General features: G+C 63.9%; 17 protein-coding genes. 2 read left to right on the forward strand and 15 right to left on the reverse strand.

Annotated features, from left to right (window positions below; genetic code table 11):
* Positions 1-65 precede the first annotated feature (65 nt).
* Together OKW41_RS32750 and OKW41_RS32755 are read right to left on the reverse strand one after the other, a co-directional pair.
* Complete coding sequence (locus tag OKW41_RS32750; protein WP_429450271.1) at positions 66-398, reverse strand: RnfH family protein; 333 nt, start codon at positions 396-398, stop codon at positions 66-68.
* The gene (locus OKW41_RS32755) at positions 395-832 is read right to left on the reverse strand and encodes a type II toxin-antitoxin system RatA family toxin (RefSeq protein WP_018417666.1); all 438 of its coding nucleotides are present in this window, start codon (positions 830-832) and stop codon (positions 395-397) included. Before OKW41_RS32755 ends, OKW41_RS32750 begins: the two co-directional genes overlap by 4 nt.
* A 100-nt stretch (positions 833-932) precedes the next feature.
* On the opposite strand from OKW41_RS32755, the gene smpB reads away from it, so the two are divergent.
* Complete coding sequence (smpB, locus tag OKW41_RS32760) at positions 933-1,379, forward strand: SsrA-binding protein SmpB (RefSeq protein WP_013089686.1); 447 nt, start codon at positions 933-935, stop codon at positions 1,377-1,379.
* 100 nt (positions 1,380-1,479) lie between these two features.
* On the opposite strand, the gene OKW41_RS32765 is transcribed toward smpB, so the two are convergent.
* The 3 genes from OKW41_RS32765 to ppsA all read right to left on the reverse strand — a co-directional run bounded on the left by OKW41_RS32765 (position 1,480) and on the right by ppsA (position 5,491).
* A complete protein-coding gene (locus OKW41_RS32765) occupies positions 1,480-2,427 on the reverse strand; it encodes an SPFH domain-containing protein (protein ID WP_184022647.1) in 948 nt (315 codons plus the stop codon).
* Between the two features lie 87 nt (positions 2,428-2,514).
* Entirely contained in the window at positions 2,515-2,970 is a 456-nt protein-coding gene (locus tag OKW41_RS32770) for an NfeD family protein (protein WP_429575213.1), read from the reverse strand.
* 118 nt (positions 2,971-3,088) lie between these two features.
* Positions 3,089-5,491, reverse strand: coding sequence for a phosphoenolpyruvate synthase (gene ppsA, locus OKW41_RS32775; RefSeq protein WP_429575214.1), 2,403 nt, complete (start codon positions 5,489-5,491; stop codon positions 3,089-3,091).
* Positions 5,492-6,006: 515 nt separating this feature from the next.
* On the opposite strand from ppsA, the gene ppsR reads away from it, so the two are divergent.
* Positions 6,007-6,822, forward strand: coding sequence for a posphoenolpyruvate synthetase regulatory kinase/phosphorylase PpsR (ppsR, locus tag OKW41_RS32780; protein ID WP_013089690.1), 816 nt, complete (start codon positions 6,007-6,009; stop codon positions 6,820-6,822).
* Positions 6,823-6,880: 58 nt separating this feature from the next.
* Here the strand turns inward: ppsR and OKW41_RS32785 are convergent, their stop codons facing one another.
* The 10 genes from OKW41_RS32785 to OKW41_RS32830 form a co-directional block, all read right to left on the reverse strand.
* Positions 6,881-7,669 (reverse strand): TrmH family RNA methyltransferase, encoded by a 789-nt coding sequence (locus OKW41_RS32785; RefSeq protein WP_429575215.1) that lies wholly within the window; start codon positions 7,667-7,669, stop codon positions 6,881-6,883.
* A 94-nt stretch (positions 7,670-7,763) separates the two neighbouring features.
* The gene (gene rnhB / locus OKW41_RS32790) at positions 7,764-8,513 is read right to left on the reverse strand and encodes a ribonuclease HII (protein WP_429575216.1); all 750 of its coding nucleotides are present in this window, start codon (positions 8,511-8,513) and stop codon (positions 7,764-7,766) included.
* Complete coding sequence (lpxB, locus tag OKW41_RS32795; protein ID WP_429575217.1) at positions 8,510-9,679, reverse strand: lipid-A-disaccharide synthase; 1,170 nt, start codon at positions 9,677-9,679, stop codon at positions 8,510-8,512. The genes rnhB and lpxB overlap by 4 nt, the downstream gene beginning before the upstream one ends.
* A gap of 3 nt (positions 9,680-9,682) precedes the next feature.
* The gene (gene lpxA / locus OKW41_RS32800; protein WP_184056892.1) at positions 9,683-10,471 is read right to left on the reverse strand and encodes an acyl-ACP--UDP-N-acetylglucosamine O-acyltransferase; all 789 of its coding nucleotides are present in this window, start codon (positions 10,469-10,471) and stop codon (positions 9,683-9,685) included.
* 100 nt (positions 10,472-10,571) lie between these two features.
* The gene (gene fabZ / locus OKW41_RS32805; RefSeq protein ID WP_006048683.1) at positions 10,572-11,036 is read right to left on the reverse strand and encodes a 3-hydroxyacyl-ACP dehydratase FabZ; all 465 of its coding nucleotides are present in this window, start codon (positions 11,034-11,036) and stop codon (positions 10,572-10,574) included.
* 185 nt (positions 11,037-11,221) lie between these two features.
* Positions 11,222-12,334, reverse strand: coding sequence for a UDP-3-O-(3-hydroxymyristoyl)glucosamine N-acyltransferase (gene lpxD / locus OKW41_RS32810; RefSeq protein ID WP_429450281.1), 1,113 nt, complete (start codon positions 12,332-12,334; stop codon positions 11,222-11,224).
* A gap of 95 nt (positions 12,335-12,429) precedes the next feature.
* A complete protein-coding gene (locus OKW41_RS32815) occupies positions 12,430-12,951 on the reverse strand; it encodes an OmpH family outer membrane protein (protein WP_026225318.1) in 522 nt (173 codons plus the stop codon).
* Positions 12,952-13,040: 89 nt separating this feature from the next.
* The gene (bamA, locus tag OKW41_RS32820) at positions 13,041-15,344 is read right to left on the reverse strand and encodes an outer membrane protein assembly factor BamA (protein ID WP_429575218.1); all 2,304 of its coding nucleotides are present in this window, start codon (positions 15,342-15,344) and stop codon (positions 13,041-13,043) included.
* Positions 15,345-15,411: 67 nt separating this feature from the next.
* Positions 15,412-16,806 (reverse strand): RIP metalloprotease RseP, encoded by a 1,395-nt coding sequence (rseP, locus tag OKW41_RS32825; protein WP_429575219.1) that lies wholly within the window; start codon positions 16,804-16,806, stop codon positions 15,412-15,414.
* Positions 16,807-16,813: 7 nt separating this feature from the next.
* Positions 16,814-18,019, reverse strand: coding sequence for a 1-deoxy-D-xylulose-5-phosphate reductoisomerase (locus OKW41_RS32830; RefSeq protein WP_429575220.1), 1,206 nt, complete (start codon positions 18,017-18,019; stop codon positions 16,814-16,816).
* Positions 18,020-18,021 lie beyond the last annotated feature (2 nt).

The raw sequence follows: 18,021 nt of genomic DNA on the forward strand, positions 1-18,021 counted from the left end.
TGTGACGCGATGATGCAAAACGGGCGGCGCGCGAAAAAATCCACCGCCCCCCCAACTAGCGCCGCCTAGCGCGAATCCTTGTTCAACCAACGCCGCCCCTCGATCGACCCCGCCTTGCGTGTCTTTTCGACGCGGCGTTGGCGCGACACCTTCGGGTCCACCAGCAACGGCCGGTAAATCTCGACGCGATCATGGTCCGCCAGCACTGTATCGAGCGGTTTGAGCTTGCCGAACACGCCCACCTTCTGCGTGTTCAGATCGATCGACGGAAAGCGCTGCAGAATCCCGCTTGCGCCGATCGCCTGTTGCAGCGTCGCGCCCGCGGGCAACTCGACCGCAATCAGCGTCTGCTCGGCAGCGAGCGCATAGCAGACCTCTACCGTTAGCCGCGCGCTCATGACTGACCATAGCGCTGGTTGGCGCGCTTCACGAAAGATTCGACGAAGGTATTGGCGATGTGATTGAACACCGGCCCGATGATCTTCTCGAGCAGTATGCTGGTGAACTCGTAGTGCAGCGCGAATTCGATCTTGCACGCATCGGCGCGCAGCGGCGTGAAGCGCCAGAAACCGGTGAACTTGCGAAACGGACCGTCGGCGAATTCCATGTCGATGCGGGTGGGGCGCTCCATCGAGTTACGCGTGGCGAAATGCTGCTTGATGCCCTTGAAGTTGATATCGATCCTCGCCTCCATGCTGGTGTCGTCCCGGTGACGAATTTCGATGCCCCCGCACCATGGCAGGAACTTGGGGTAATCGTCGACGTCGGTGACGAGGTCGAACATCTGCTCCGCCGAATGGCGAATCAAAACGGTTTTCTGGACATCTGCCATAAATTGAACAGCGCGTGGCAACGGTGGACGAGCGCCGCGGGCTTTCCTTGCCCCGCTTTGCTAAAATCGTGATTTTAAACGAGTTGGGCACTTTCCATTCATGAGCATCATTGACAACAGAAAAGCCTTCTACGACTACTCGGTCGAGGAACGCTATGAGGCAGGCCTCGTGCTCGAAGGATGGGAGGTCAAGGCGTTGCGCGCCGGGCGCGGCCAGATCAAGGAAGGCTACGTGGTGATCCGCAACGGCGAGCTGTTCCTGATCGGCACGCACATCAGCCCGCTGCCCGAAGCGTCGACGCACATCCATCCCGACCCGGTGCGCACGCGCAAGTTGCTGCTGCATAGCGAGGAGATCAGCAAGCTGATCGGCAAGGTCGAGCAGCGCGGCTACACGCTCGTGCCGCTGAATTTTCACTACAAGAACGGTCGCGTCAAATGCGAGATCGGTCTCGCGAAGGGCAAGAAGATGCACGACAAGCGCGAGACCGAGAAGAAGCGCGACTGGGAGCGCGAGAAGGCGCGCTTGATGCGCTCGCCGACCTGAACGCGATTCGTTTCCGGCTCATGCAAAAATGGCCCGCGCATCGATGTGCGGGCCATTTGCTTTTACGTCACGCACTCATTGCGCATGCATTGCCCGTTCGTCAGCGCAAGTCGCCGCGCGGCGGCTCCGCTGCCGCCTTGCTCCTGTTCACGATGGTCAGCGCCGACGCGATCATCGAACTCATGTTCGACATGTCGCCCGGCACGATCAGTGTCGTGCCCTGCCTGGCCAGGTTCGAGAACGCGTTCACGTACTGTTCGGCCACCTTCAGATTCACCGCGTCCATGCCGCCGTTCAGCTGGATCGCCGCCGCGATCTTCTGGATCGCCTGCGCGTTCGCCTCGGCCACCGCCAGAATCGCCGCGGCCTGCCCCTGCGCCTGATTGATCGCTGCCTGACGCTCGCCCTCGGACTTCTGGATCGCCGCCTCGCGGCCGCCCGACGCGATATTGATCTGCTCCTGCTTGCGCCCTTCCGATGCCGCGATCAGCGCGCGTTTCTCGCGCTCGGCGGTGATCTGCGCCTGCATCGCGTGAAGGATTTCCTTTGGCGGCGTCAGGTCCTTGATCTCGTAGCGCAGCACTTTTACGCCCCAGTTCGCGGCCGCCTCGTCCAGCGCGGACACGATGCTGTGATTGATGAAATCGCGCTCCTCGAAGGTCCGGTCGAGTTCCAGCTTGCCGATGACCGAGCGCAGCGTGGTCTGCGACAACTGCGTGATCGCGAACACGAAGTTGCTCGATCCGTACGATGCCTTCATCGGATCGGTGACCTGGAAATACAGCACACCGTCGACCTGCAGTTGCGTGTTGTCGCGCGTAATACAGACCTGGCTCGGCACTTCGAGAGGAATTTCCTTCAGCACGTGCTTGTACGCGACCCGGTCGACGAACGGGAACGCGAAGCTCAGACCCGGCGTCAGCGTCGCGTGATAACGGCCGAGGCGCTCGAGCACCCACGCATGCTGCTGCGGCACGATCTTGATGGTCTGCGACGCGAGCACGATCACGACGATCAGCAGCACTGCCCCGACGATGGTTGAATCCATATCGCTACCCTCCGATTCTGCTTCGAATAGTTGTGCGCAGGTTGGTCGGGCCTGCATTTTCAGCTTGGGCGGCCGGCGCTCAGATCGTCAGGACGCGCTCGCGCGCGCCTTCGGCTGCCGGCTCGCGACGACGACGAGGCAACTGCCCCTCAACTCCTTGATCTCGTAGACCTGCGCGTCTTCGGGTTCGCCCGCGGCCAGCTCGATGTCCCATGCCGCGCCACGATAGGTCGCGCGTGCTTTGCGCCCCTGCCAGGCCGGCACGTTCAGCGTCTGCCCGATATCCAGATTGACGTCCGGATTGCGCGACGCCTGCTCGCGCCTACGACGGCCGAAGCGCGAGCGTCTGAGCACCACGACCGCCGCGAGCGCAACCAGCGCCGCCACTACGAATTGCAGATCGGTCCCGGCGCCGGCAATGCGCGCAAGCGCGGCCGCAACGAAGCCGAACGCGATCATCAACAGATAGAAGGTGCCGCTCATCAGTTCCAGCACGACAAGCACACCCGCCCCGATCCACCAGAACAGTCCGCCAGGCGCCACGTCGACCTCCACAAAGCAAAACACCCCGGTTCTACCGGGGTGTTTATAGCACGAAGCGCACGTGCCTTTAACGCGTGCCGAATGCCGCCTGCGAAAGCGGCATTCGATACCTCGCGAGTTACTGCTTCGCCTTTGCCAACTGCTGCCACGTATCGATGATCGTGTCGGGGTTGAGCGAGATCGACTTGATGCCTTCGTCAGTCAGCCATTGCGCGAAGTCCGGATGATCCGACGGCCCCTGGCCGCAGATACCGACGTACTTGTCGAGACGCAGACAGGTTTCGATCGCGCGCTTGAGCAGGAACTTGACCGCTGGATCACGCTCGTCGAAATCGACCGCGAGCAGCTCCATGCCCGAGTCGCGGTCGAGGCCGAGCGTGAGCTGCGTCAGGTCGTTCGAGCCGATCGAGAATCCGTCGAAGTACTGCAGGAACTCTTCCGCGAGGATCGCGTTCGTCGGCACTTCGCACATCATGATCAGACGCAGGCCCTTCTCGCCGCGCTTCAGGCCGAACTTCGCGAGCAGCCCGACCACGCGCTCCGCCTGCTTCAGCGTACGCACGAACGGCACCATGATCTCGACGTTGTCGAGGCCCATCTCTTCACGCACCTTCTTCAGCGCGACGCATTCCATCTGGAACGCCTCGGCGAAGTCTTCCGCGATATAGCGCGACGCGCCGCGGAAACCCAGCATCGGGTTTTCCTCGTCCGGCTCATAGCGCGAGCCGCCGATCAGCTTCTTGTACTCGTTCGACTTGAAGTCCGACAGACGCACGATGACGGGCTTCGGATAGAACGCCGCCGCGATCGTCGCGATGCCTTCGGTCAGCTTGTCGACGTAGAACGCGCGCGGCGACGCGTGACCGCGCGCGACGCTTTCGACCGCCTTCTTCAGGTCCTGATCGACGTTCGGGTACTCGAGGATCGCCTTCGGGTGCACGCCGATGTTGTTGTTGATGATGAACTCGAGCCGCGCGAGACCCACACCTGCGTTCGGCAGTTGCGAGAAGTCGAATGCGAGCTGCGGATTGCCGACGTTCATCATGATCTTCACCGGAATCGGCGGCAGTTCGCCGCGCTGCACTTCGGTGACTTCGGTTTCGAGCAGGCCGTCGTAGATCTTGCCTTCGTCGCCTTCAGCGCACGACACGGTGACGAGCGCGCCGTCCTTCAGCACGTCGGTCGCGTCGCCGCAGCCGACCACGGCCGGCACGCCCAGCTCACGCGCGATGATCGCCGCATGGCAGGTGCGGCCGCCACGGTTCGTGACGATCGCCGACGCACGCTTCATGACCGGCTCCCAGTTCGGATCGGTCATGTCGGCGACAAGCACGTCACCCGGCTGCACACGGTCCATCTCCGACGGGTCGTGGATCACGCGTACCGGACCCGCGCCGATCTTCTGACCGATCGCGCGGCCCGTTGCCAGCACGTTCGACTGGCCCTTCAGCTTGAAGCGCTGCTCGGCCTTGCCGCCGCCCTGGCTCTTCACCGTTTCCGGACGCGCCTGCAGGATGAAAATCTTGCCGTCGCGGCCGTCCTTGCCCCACTCGATGTCCATCGGACGCTGGTAGTGCTTCTCGATGATCACCGCGTACTTCGCGAGCTCGATCACGTCTTCGTCGGTGATCGAGAAGCGGTTGCGCTGTTCGTGCGCGACGTCGACGGTCTTCACGCGGCCCGACTCGCCCGGCTTCGTGAACTCCATCTTGATCAGCTTCGAGCCGATCGAGCGGCGGATGATCGGGTACTTGCCCTGCGCGAGCGTGGTCTTGAACACGTAAAACTCGTCCGGATTCACCGCGCCCTGCACGACGGTTTCGCCGAGGCCATAGCTCGACGTGATGAAGACGGCGTCCTTGAAGCCCGATTCGGTGTCCAGCGTGAACATCACGCCCGCGGCGCCGACGTCCGAACGCACCATGCGCTGCACGCCAGCCGACAACGCGACTTCAGCATGCGTGAAGCCCTTGTGGACGCGATAGGAGATGGCGCGGTCGTTATACAGCGACGCGAACACGTGCTTCATGCGATCGAGCACGTCGTCGATGCCGACCACGTTCAGGTAGCTTTCCTGCTGACCGGCGAACGATGCGTCCGGCAGGTCTTCCGCGGTCGCGGATGAACGCACGGCAAACGACAGCTCCTCGGGCGAGCTCTGTTGCAGCGTGTCGAACCCCGCGCGAATGTCAGCCTCGAGCTGCGGCTGCAGCGGCGCGTCGACGATCCATTGACGGATCTCCTTGCCCGCTTCGGCGAGCGCCTTCACGTCGTCGACGTCGAGCGTCTCGAGACGTTTGGCGATGCGCTCGGTCAGATCGTTGTGCTGAAGGAAGTCACGGAACGCGAGCGCGGTGGTCGCGAAGCCGGTCGGCACGCGCACTCCGGCTTCGGCGAGCTGGCTGATCATCTCGCCCAGCGACGCGTTCTTGCCGCCGACGATCTCCACGTCGGTCATCCGCAACTGCTCGAACGGAACTACATACGCCTTGTCCTTTGCGACGGTAACTGCGTTAGTCATACAAGCCCCTAAGTGTGAAAGAAATTCACGGCCGTGCAAGTGGGCTTGAACACGGGCAGCCCATTGGAAGCCTCGACCCCGTGTCTTGCACAACCTGTTAGATAAGCAATCGCGTGGACGGCGGAGATGCGTTGCATGGCGCGCCGGCCGTGGAGCACGAGGCGGACGCACCGAAGAACGCGGTTGAGCGGACTTACCGCTCGATCTGTTGCGTTCAACGCATATTGACATTAGATAACGTGACGTTGAACGATCGTTCGCGGCAAGTTAGCGGCCAATCGCCTGCAATTGCTTATCCAACAGGTTGCCGCTATTCTACCGTGCCGACTCCTGAAATGTGGCAGTCGGTCGAGAATTGCGCCTCGAATCGCGCGCCGACCGAGCCAGCGGGCTTTTGCGAGATCGCCCGCGCGGGGCACGAGCGTGGCGCGCCCGCCGCCGCGCGGTTTGATTCGAGCGCGTTGTCGCGCTCGCGCCTTCCGGCTCATTTGCCTTTCACGTTCACAGCTCCTCTGATGCCGCCCACCGTATTCATCGTCTCAGACGGTACCGGGATTACTGCCGAAACCTTCGCGCATTCGATCCTCTCCCAGTTCGACCAGAAATTCCGCCTGGTCCGCGTGCCATTCGTCGACTCGACCGAGAAGGCCTACGCAACGCTCGAAAAGATCAACGAAGCGGTCGTGCAGGACGGCCGTCGACCGATCGTGTTCACCACGCTCGTCGATAGCTCGTCGAATCAGATCGTCAAGGATTCGAACGCGCTCGTGCTCGACATGTTCCAGACCTTCGTCGAGCCGCTCGAGCAGGAACTGGAACTGAAGTCGAGCCACGCGATGGGCCGCGGCCACCAGAACGCGGACACCGAGGAGTACAAGAACCGGATCGAGGCGATCAATTTCTCGCTCGCGCACGACGACGGTCAATCGAACCGCAATCTCGCGGACGCCGACGTGATCCTCGTCGGCGTGTCGCGCAGCGGCAAGACGCCGACGAGCCTTTATCTGGCGATGCAGTACGGCGTGAAAGCGGCAAACTATCCGCTGATTCCCGAGGATTTCGAACGCGGCAAGCTGCCCACGCCTCTGCTCGAGCATCGGCAGAAGATGTTCGGATTGTCGATCGATCCGCAGCGCTTGTCGGAAATCCGCAACGAGCGGCGGCCGGGCAGCAAGTATGCGGCTCTGGAAAACTGCCGCTACGAGATCAACGAAGCGGAAGCGATGATGCGGCGCGAGGGGATCAAGTGGCTGTCGTCGACGCACAAGTCGATCGAGGAAATCGCGACGACGATCCTGCAGGAGATCAAGCTGGATCGGCCGTCGTATTGAGGGATGGCCGAGCAGGCGTTGCGTTGCCGGGCCAGAGCCCTCGCAACGCCACTTAAGTCTACTTTTTGCGCCCGCGCTGCTGCCGGCACTGCTCGAACACGCAGACCGCCGCGGCGGCCGCCACGTTCAGAGACTCCATACCGCCGGGCTGCGGAATCGTCACCCGCAACGACACGGCATCGCGCCACGCCTGCGACACGCCCGCCCCTTCGTTGCCGAACACCCACGCGAGCGGCCTGTTCAGGTCGCTGTCATAGATCGCTTCGGCACCGTGCGAATCGGTGATGACGATCGGTACCGCGAGACGTTCGATCAGCGCACGCGCTTCGACATCCTCATGAATCTGCAACAGGAAGTGCGCGCCCATCCCCGAGCGCAGCACCTTCGACGACCATGCGTATGCGGTGCCCGGCGCGCAGAACACGTGCTCGATATCCGCAGCCGCTGCGCTGCGCAGAATCGAGCCGACGTTGCCCGCGTCCTGCACGCCGTCGAGCACGAGACAGTTTTGCTCGACGCGCTCGGGCAGCGGTGCGTCGAGCTTCTCGACGAGCAGCAGAATCCCGACCCCATGCACGACATTCGACAATTGCCCGAACAATGCCTCCGGCAGCGTCACGAGCCGATGCTCGTCGATGCGTGACACGATCGCCTGCGCTTCGTCGTGACGCAACGCGCCGTCGGTGACGACGCATAGCTCCGGCTGACCTGCGACGTCGAGATACGTGCTCGCGAGATGGAAGCCCTCCAGCAGCGCATGGCCGCTGCGGCGCTGTTGATGTGTCGAGCCGGCCAGTGCCTTCAGGCGCTTGTAGAGTGGATTGTCCCGCGAGGTAATTGCTTTCACAGGCAGCGAAGGCGGTGAGAAATGGAAAAGGAATCAGTGGCGAATCAACGGCACGCAAGCGCGGAGCGCGCTCGAGCCGCGCTGACGGGGTCGGTCACGCGAGACCGGCTTCGCCGAACGCATCGCCGTCGAGCAGCAGCGCGTCGGCCACGATGACGGCGTCCGCCGCCGGCAACGGCACGCCAGTGCCGAACCGCAAATGCGCTTCGCGCACCGGCGCGAACGAGCGCCGATGATGCTCGCACGGCCCATGTTCGCGCAGCGCCGCGAGATGCTGCGGCGTGCCATAGCCGGCATGCGCGTCGAAGCCGTACATCGGATACGCCTGGTGCAGTTCGACCAGCATGCGGTCGCGCGTGACCTTCGCGAGAATCGACGCCGCCGAGATGCTCTTCACGAGCGCGTCGCCGCCGATCACCGCCTCGCTACGGATGCTGAGCGTCGGGCAACGGTTGCCGTCGATCTTCACGAGCGTCGGCACGACCGACAGGCCCTCGACCGCGCGCTTCATCGCGAGCATGGTGGCGTGCAGGATGTTCAGCGAATCGATTTCCTCGACTGTCGCCGATGCGATGCAGTACGCGAGCGCGCGCTCGACGATCTTGTCGTACAGCGCTTCGCGCTTGAGTGCGCTCAGCGCCTTGGAATCGTCGAGGCCACGGATCATCGGTTTGGCGGGATCGAAAACCACCGCCGCCGCGACGACCGGACCGGCCAGCGGTCCGCGCCCTGCCTCGTCGACGCCGCAGACGATGTCGTCGGCGCTCTCGAAGTTCAGGCCGACTTGCGCCACTACCCGAACGGTGGCCGCGATCTTCCGGCGAGGCGCGCCCGCGGCGGTCATGGCCGCCCCGCCCGCTGCTCGACGACGCTCGCCACGACTTCGGCCGCGCGCTGCGCGGTGTTCTGCTTCAGCACGTGATGCATCTCCGTGAAGATTTCCCTCAGCGTGCGCCGGTTCGCGTCGTCGCGCAACTGTTTCAGCGTCGCCTCGGCGAGCGCCTGCGGCGTCGCGAAGTGCTGCAGGATCTCCGGCACCACGAAACGCCCGGCCAGGATGTTCGGCAGGCCGACGTACGGCAGATAGCCCTGGCGGCGCATGATCTGGCCGGTCAGCCAGGGCACCTTGTACGAAATCACCATCGGCTTTTTCAGCAGCGCGGCTTCGAGCGTGACGGTTCCGCTCTTCACGAGAATCGCGTCGGCGGCGGTCATCGCGAGTTGCGACTGGCCTTCGGTGATGGTCAGCGCGAGACCCGGATGCGCATCGACGAGCGGCTGCAGCAACGCGCGCAACGCGGGCGTCGCCGCCGGCATCACGAAGCGCACGCTGGGCTCCTGGTGCTGCATCATCTCCATCGCCGCGAAGAACGTCGGGCCGATCAGGTCGATCTCGGAGCGCCGGCTGCCCGGCAGCACCGCGATCACGGGCCCGCTTTCCGCGAGACCGAGCGCGCGGCGCGCACCGAGGGTGTCAGGTTCGAGCGGGATCTGATCGGCCAGCGGATGACCGACGTACGACGCCGCGACACCCGCCTTTTCGAGCAGCGCGGTTTCGAACGGGAACACGCACAGCATGTGGTCGACGGCCTTGGCGATCTTTTTGATGCGCCCGCCACGCCACGCCCAGATGGACGGGCAGACGAAGTGCACGGTCGGAATGCCGGCGTCGCGCAGTGCGTGCTCGAGCCCGAAATTGAAGTCGGGCGCGTCGACGCCGACGAACACGGACGGCGGTTCGGCGAGCAGCTGACGCTTGAGCTCGTTGCGGATGCCGAGGATTTCAGGAATGTGCCGCAGTGCTTCGACATAGCCGCGCACCGTCAGCTTTTCCATCGGCCAGTGGGCGTCGAAACCCGCGGCGATCATGCGCGGACCGCCGATGCCGTAGTACTGCGTGGCGGCCGGCAACCGGCTGGCGAGGCCGTCGAGCAGCGACGCGGCGAGCAGGTCGCCGGACGGCTCGCCGGCCACCATCGCGACGCGCAGCGGACTGAGTTGCAACGTCATCGGTTAGCGGATGATGCCGCGCTGCGACGCTTCGACGAACGCGAGCAGCGTCTGCACCGGGGCGTCGCCGTCACCGCCGGCCGAACCGAGTTCCTTCAGTTGCACCTTCGCTTCTTCGAGCGACAGGCCGTTCTTGTACAGCACGCGATACGCGGTGCGCAGCACCGAGATCGCGTCGGCCGAGAAGCCGCGGCGGCGCAGCCCTTCGACGTTGATGCCGTGCGGCTCGGCCTTGTTGCCCGCGGCGATCACGTACGGCGGCACGTCCTGCACGAGCGCCGACGCGCCGCCGAGCATCGAATGCGCACCGATGCGCACGAACTGATGCACGCCCGACATGCCGCCGATGATCGCGTAGTCGCCGATCGTCACGTGACCGGCCATCTGCGCGTTGCTCGACAGGATCACGTTGTTGCCGACGTGGCAGTCGTGACCGATGTGCACGTAGGCCATGATCCAGTTGTCGTCGCCGAGCGTGGTGACGCCCGCGTCCTGCACCGTGCCGGTGTGGATCGTCGTGAACTCGCGGATCATGTTGCGGTTGCCGATCACGAGCCTGGTCGGCTCGTCCTGGTACTTCATGTCCTGCGGACGCCCGCCGACCGATGCGTAATGGCCGATGCGGTTGTCTTCGCCGAGCGTGGTATAGCCTTCGATCACGCTGTGCGAGCCGACCGTGCTGCGCGCACCGATCGTCACGTGTGCGCCGATCACCGCATAGGGCCCGACTTCGACGGATTCGTCCAGCTGCGCGCCCGCTTCGATGATCGCGGTGGGATGGATCCTGCTCATGCGTCCTCGCTTCTGATTCTGTTGCGTTGTGTGGATGGCCTTGCCGTCAGGGCCGCCGCGCGCGCGCCTTGCCGCGCCGCGACCTGCCCCGACGCGGGCTTTACGCGTCTTTGTCCGTGTGGCGCACCGCGCACATCAGATCGGCTTCCGCCGCGACGACGCCATCCACTTCGGCGCGCGCCTTGAACTTCCAGATGCCGCGCATGTGACGCTCGAACGTGCAGTTCAGGATCAGCTGATCGCCCGGTTCCACCACGCGCTTGAAGCGCGCGTTGTCGATGCCGACGAACAGGTACAGCGTGTTCGACGGATCGCTCGGTTCTTCCGAGAACGTCAGCAGCGCCGCGGTCTGCGCGAGGGCTTCGAGGATCAGCACGCCTGGCATCACCGGCCGCGTCGGGAAATGTCCCTGGAAATACGGCTCATTGATCGACACGTTCTTCAACGCTTTGATGCTCTTGTGCGGTTCGAGTTCGAGCACCCGGTCAACCAGCAGGATCGGATAACGATGCGGCAGCAGCGTGAGAATCTTATGAATGTCGAGATTGATTTTTTCGGTGCTCATGGTGTTTCTGCTCACGCATTGACTGCGCGATGATGACTGCGGATGCTGGTGCAGGTGGGTTGAAAACGCGCACGACCGGCGCCTCTGATGACCGGTGGCCGTGCCACCCGGTCACGGCCACCGGCTTTGCTTCATGATGCTCGACCACTATTTTACGCGGTGCCGATGGGTCGCCGGGATAACTGTCAGATCTTGTTGCCTGCGGGTGGACCTGCGGCGCCGTCAGTGGCATTGCCGGCTTTGTCGACGGTGGCGTTCTCCAGCGCTTTGATGCGATCGCGAAGCTTGTCGATATTGCGCAGCAGCGCGGCGCTTTTGTTCCAGTCCGCGTGGTTCACGGCCGGGAACGCGCTCGTGTACATGCCGGGCTTCAGCAGCGACTTCGACACGCCCGACTTTGCGGTGACGATCACGTAATCGGCGAGCGTCACGTGTCCGGCAATGCCGACCGCGCCGCCGATCATGCAATGACGGCCGATCGTCGTGCTGCCCGCGATGCCCGCGCAGCCCGCGATCACCGTGTAGGCGCCGACCTTGCAGTTGTGGCCGATCTGCACGAGGTTGTCGATCTTCACGCACTCCTCGATGATCGTGTCGGCCATCGCGCCGCGGTCGATCGTGGTGTTCGCGCCGATTTCGACGTCGTTCGCGATCGACACGCCGCCGACCTGGGGAATCTTCACCCAACTGCCGGTGCGCGCGTCGCCCTCGCCGACGAAGTCTGGTGCGAAGCCGAAGCCGTCCGAGCCGATCACCGCGCCCGCATGGACGATCACGCGCTCGCCGAGCTTGCAGCCGTGGTACACGGTCACGTTCGGATACAGATGTGAGTTCGCCCCGACGCGGGTGCCGCGGCCGATTACGACGTTGGCGTCGAGCCGCGCGTACTCGCCGATCACTGCGCCCGCTTCCACGGTGACACGCGGACCGATCACCGCGCTCGCGGCGACCTGGGCGGAAGGATCGATGGTTGCGCTCGGATGCACGCCGGGGACCGCCCTCGGCCCGGCCAGGTCGATGAAGGTTTGCGCGATGCGCGCAAAGTAAGCGTAGGGATTCGGCGTGACGATGAAGTTTCGACCTTCGCGCGAGGCGAGCTTCGCGAGGTCGCCGGCATTGATCAGCACTGCGCCGGCGCGGGTCGTTTCGACCTGCGACAGATACTTCGGATTGGCGAGGAACGCCAACTGGTCCGGGCCTGCCTGGTCGAGCGGCGCAAGACTGCTCACGCGCTGCGCCCCGTTACCGACTACTTCACCACCGAACCGCTGGACGATGTCCTCGAGCGCAAATGCCATGCCTATCCTGTCTCCAACCTGTTCAATCATTGCGAGGGCGCGCGCCGAGGCGTGCGGGGCGGCCGTGCGCCACCCTCAGTTGCCCTCAATTGCCCTTAGTTGCCCGATGCCGCCAGTGCCTTCAGCACCTGGTCGGTGATATCGATGCGCGGGCTCACGTACACCGCTTCCTGGACGATCAGATCGTAGTGCTGCGTTTCGGCGATCTGCTTGATGACCTTGTTCGCGCGATCGAGCACCGCCGCGAGTTCCTCGTTGCGGCGCTGGTTCAGGTCTTCGCGGAACTCACGCTGCTTGCGTTGGAAGTCCGAGTCGAGCTGCGACAGGTCGCGCTGCTTTTGCGCGCGATCGGTCGCCGACATTGTCGCGCCATTCTTGTCGAGTGCATCGGACATCGACTTGAGCTTTTGCGCCATGTCGGCGAGATCCTTGTCCCGCTTCGCGAATTCGGCCTCGAGCTTCAGCTGCGCGGCTTTCGCCGCCGCCGATTCGCGCAGGATGCGGTCGGAATTCACCGCGGCGATCCTCGCCTCCTGCGCGTGCGCCATGCCGACCCCGAGGGTCATTGCCAGCGCCAATGCGCACGCTACACGTTTCGAAAACATACCGGTTAGCAAAGTCATCCTCTCGATACTGTAGTTTGGCCGGGTCCGCCGCCGCAGCCGGCCGCCGGCAACGCCGGCCGCCGGGAACACCCACCGCCCGATCAGAACGCCGTCCCGATCTGGAACTGGAACTTCTGGTACTGGTCGCCAGTGTGCTTCGTGAGCGGGAAGCCAAGGCTCAACTTGAGCGGGCCGATCGGCGAGATCCACGCGAGACCCACACCGTAGCCGTAACGCAGGCCATTTGCGCCGATGCTGTTACCTTCCGTTCCCCACACGTTACCGGCGTCGAGGAACGTGAACACACGCAGCGTGCGATCGTAGCCCGTGCCCGGCAGCGGGAACGTGAGCTCGATATTGCCGACGAGCAGCTTCGAGCCGCCGATCGGGTCGTTGGTCTTCGCGTCTCGCGGACCGAGCGAGCTCGGCTCGTAGCCGCGCACCGAACCGATACCGCCGGCGAAGTAGTTCTTGAAGATCGGATAAGGCTTGCCGCCGAGGCCGTTACCGTAGCCGCCCTGGAAGTTGAAGCCCAGCACGAAGCCACGCGCGAACGAGTAATAGTACTGCGCGTTGATGTCGGCCTTGTAGTACTGCGTGCCCCCGACCGGCGTGCCGTACTCGGCGTTCGCCTGCGTGAAGTAGCCGCGGCTCGGCACCAGCGCGCTGTCACGCGCGTCGCGCGACCAACCGACCGTCAGCGGTACGTTGTTCGACACGCGGCCGAACTGGTTCACGTAGTCGATATAGCTTTGCGGCGTATTTGAGTCGATGTCGAGCTGGTTCTGCTCGAAGCCGACGCCGAAAAACACCGTGTCGACTTCGGAGAACGGAATGCCGAATTTCAGGTCACCGCCGATCGTGACGATCTTGAAGCTCGAATCGGTCGAATAGTACAGCGGCTGGTACGTGCGGTAGTAGACGTCGGTGATCCGCTTGATGCCGTCCACCGTGAAGTACGGGTCGACCTGCGTGACCGTCAGCGTACGGTACGTCTTCGCGGTATTGATGTTCACCGAGAGGCTCGTGCCGGAGCCGAACACGTTGTCCTGCGAAATACCCGCCGACAGCACGACCTTGTCCGTCGATGAGAAGCCCGCGCCAAGCGTGATCGCGCCGGTCGGCTTTTCGGCGACCTTCACGTCGATGTCGACCTGGTCGGGCGTGCCTTCGACCGGCACCGTGGTCACGTCGACGTCGGTGAAGTAGCCGAGACGGTTGATACGGTCCTTCGACAGCGCGAGACGGTTCGAATCGAACCACGAGCTTTCTAGCTGGCGCATTTCGCGGCGCACCACTTCGTCGCGCGTGCGCGTGTTGCCGACCACGTTGATGCGGCGCACGTACACGCGGCGGCTCGGGTCGACCTGAAGCGTCAGGTCGACGGTGTGGTTGTTCTGGTCAATCTGCGGCTGTGCATTGACGGTCGCGAACGCGTAGCCGTACTCGCCGAGCTTGTCGACGATCGCCTTCGTGGTGGCCTGCAGCTTTTCGGCCGAGAAGCGGTCGCCCGGCTTGATCTTGATCAGCTTCTTCAGTTCCGCTTCGCGGTCGAGCAGATTGCCGGCGAGGCGGATGTTCGAAATCGTGTACGGCTGACCTTCATGCAGCGTGACCGTCAGGTACATGTCCTTCTTGTCCGGCGAAATCGACACCTGGGTCGATTCGATGCTGAACTCGAGATAGCCACGGTTCAGGTAGTACGAGCGGACGTTCTCGAGGTCGCCGGTAAGTTTGTCTTTCGCGTACAGGTCGTTCTTCGTGTACCACGAGAACCAGTTCGGCGTGGACAACTGCATTTCGTCGCGCAACGTGCCGGTGCTGAATGTCTTGTTGCCGATGAAGTTGATCTGACGGATCTTCGCGCTCGGACCTTCGGCCACCGAGAACAGGATGCCGACCCGGTTGCGGTCGATCGGCGTGATCGTCGTGGTGACTTCAGCCGCGTAAAAACCGCGCGTCAGATACTGGCGCTTCAGTTCCTGCTCGGCCTTGTCGACGAGGGCCTTGTCGTAGTAGCGGCCTTGCGACAGCCCGACCGCGCGCAGCGCCTTGATCAGGTTGTCCTTGTCGAACTCGTGGATACCGGCGAAGTCGATCGTGCCGATGGCCGGGCGCTCTTGCACCTGCACGACCACCACGTTGCCTTCGGTCGCGATCTTGACGTCGTTGAAGAAGCCCGTCGCGTACAGCGCGCGAATCGCTTCGGACGCCTTGTCGTCGGAAAAGGTATCGCCTTGCTTGATGGGCAGGTACGCGAACACCGTGCCCGGTTCGACGCGTTGCAATCCCTCAATGCGAATGTCTTGCACCACGAAGGGCGTCGTTGCGTGAGCAACCAGCCCATGCGCGGCGAACGCCGCGGCTACAACCGTCTTTGGACCAAAGCGATGAGGTTTGAACAACGTGCTTCCCCAGTATGTATAGCTGCATCAGGCCTGGCGGCCGCCCTCGTGAACGCCGCCGGACACTTTAAAAATGGATTAAACGAGCCAGATCGTTGAACAGCGCAATCGCCGACAACGCGACGATGCAGGCAAGCCCCGCCCTCTGAAAAACGAGTTGCCAGCGATCGGAGACAACTTTACCGGTCACAGCTTCAACCAAATAATATAACAGATGACCCCCATCCAATACCGGAATTGGTAGCAGGTTCAGCACGCCGAGGCTAATGCTGACAAGGGCCAGGAACGACAGAAACGCGGCAGGACCCAGACGTGCGCTCTTTCCCGCGTAGTCGGCAATCGTCACCGGACCGGACAGATTCTTCAGCGACGCCTCGCCGACGATCATCCGGCCGAACATCCTGACCGAGTACCCCGCGAGATCCCAGGTACGGCGCGCGCCGAGGTGGAGGCTCTCGAGCGGCCCGTAGCGCACGTCGATCGACGGCACCTGGGTCGCCAGCTCCGCCCCGATGCGGCCGATCTGCTGCCCGCTCGCCGCATCGCGCTGCAGCTGCGGCACGATGGTGATTTCTTCGAACGCGCCCGCCGCATGACCGCCACGGCCGCCGCGCTCCACCCGCAGCGTGACCGGCACGCCGGCGTGCGATTTTACAAAAGCGATGAAGGCCGAGGCATTATCGGTCGGCGTGCCGTTGATCGCGCGCAGCCGGTCGCCGGCGACGAGCCCCGCCTTTTGCGCGGCGCTGCCCGCCTGCACGCCCGCCACCGTCAGCTTGCCGCCGCCGGGCTCGAAGCCGAGGCGCGACATCAGATCGTCGTCGACGTCTTTCTCGTCGAGGCCGCGCAGGTCCATCGGAAAATCGGACGTGCCGTGCACGTCCTTTGCACTGAGCACGATGCGCTGCTGATCGAACGCGGCGCCGAGCAGCTTCCAGCGCAGATCCGACCACGACCGCACCGGCTCGGTCTCATCGCTACGGCCGGTGCGCACACCGACGATGGTCTCGCCGCCCTCGAAGCCCGCCAGCGCGGCCGGCGTGTTCGGCGCGGGTGTCGCGATCACGGCGGCCGGTTCGGTCACGCCAGTTGCGAACACGAGCGCGAACAGCACGATTGCGAGCAGGAAATTCGCGACCGGACCGGCCGCGACGATCGCGAAGCGCCGCCACACCGACTGGCGGTTGAACGCATGCGGCAGATCCGCTTCGGGAATCGAACCGGGGCCGGTCTCGCGCTCGTCGAGCATCTTCACATAGCCGCCGAGCGGCAGCGCGGCAATCGTCCACTCGGTGCCCGTCTTCGGACTGACCCACTGAACGAGCGGCTTGCCGAAGCCGATCGAAAAGCGCAGCACCTTCACGCCGCACAGACGCGCGACGCTGTAGTGCCCGTACTCGTGGACTACCACGAGTACGCCAATCGCAACCGCGAAAGCGAGCAGTTCGATCAGCAGATTCATAAACGCCTCACTGGACGGCGCGTTCCGTGCGACGGGCGCCGTCAGGCAGACGCGCGATGAATTCGGTAGCAGCTCGGCGCGCGGCGGCGTCCGCTTCGATGACGTCGTCGAGCGCGTGCGCGCTGCGGTTCGGCAACGCGTTCAGCACCGAGTCGACCGCCTCGGCGATCGCCATGAAGCCGATGCGGCGCGCGAGAAATGCCTCCACCGCGATCTCGTTCGCGGCGTTCAACGCCGCGCTCGCGACGCCGCCTTCCGCAAGCGCCTTCATGGCGAGCGCGAGGCACGGGAAGCGCGCGTAGTCGGGTTTTTCGAACGACAGCGACGCGATCTCCGCGAGATCGAGCTGCGCGACCCCGGAATCGACGCGATCCGGAAACGCGAGCGCGTGCGCGATCGGCGTGCGCATGTCGGGGTTGCCGAGTTGCGCGAGCACCGAACCGTCCGCGTACGACACCAGCGAATGAATCACGCTCTGCGGATGGATCAGCACGTCGATGCGCTCGCCGGGCAGGCTGAACAGCCAGTGCGCCTCGATCACTTCGAGGCCCTTGTTCATCATCGTGGCCGAGTCGACCGAGATCTTGCGGCCCATCACCCAGTTCGGATGCTTGCAGGCTTCGTCAGGCGTCACGTCGACGAGCGTGGCCGGTTCGCGCGTGCGGAACGGGCCGCCCGATGCGGTCAGGATGATCTTTGAAACGCCGCCATGCAGCGACGCTTCACGCGGCAGGCATTGGAAAATCGCGTTATGTTCGCTGTCGACCGGCAGCAGCACCGCGCCGTGGTCGCGCACCGCGTCCATGAAGATCGCGCCGGACATCACCAGCGCTTCCTTGTTCGCGAGCAGGATTCGCTTGCCGGCGCGCGCCGCGGCAAGGCTCGGCGCGAGACCGGCCGCGCCGACGATCGCCGCGACCACCGTGTCGCAGCCCTCGCTCTTCGCGACGTCGACGAGCGCCTGCGGCCCGTACGTGACCTCGGTCTTGCTGCCCGCTTCGCGCAGCTTCGCGGCGACCTTCGCGGCCGTGTCAGCGTCGCCGACCACCGCTACTTCGGGCGCGAAGCGCAGGCATTGCCCGACGAGCTTGTCGCCGTTGCGATGCGCGCTCAGCGCGTAAATCGAAAAACGCTCGGGATGACGCGCGACCACGTCGAGCGTACTGTCTCCAATCGAGCCCGTGGAACCGAGCAATGTCAGACGTTTTTGCATAT

Source organism: Paraburkholderia sp. UCT70, assembly GCF_050434085.1.
Lineage (GTDB): Bacteria > Pseudomonadota > Gammaproteobacteria > Burkholderiales > Burkholderiaceae > Paraburkholderia > Paraburkholderia tuberum.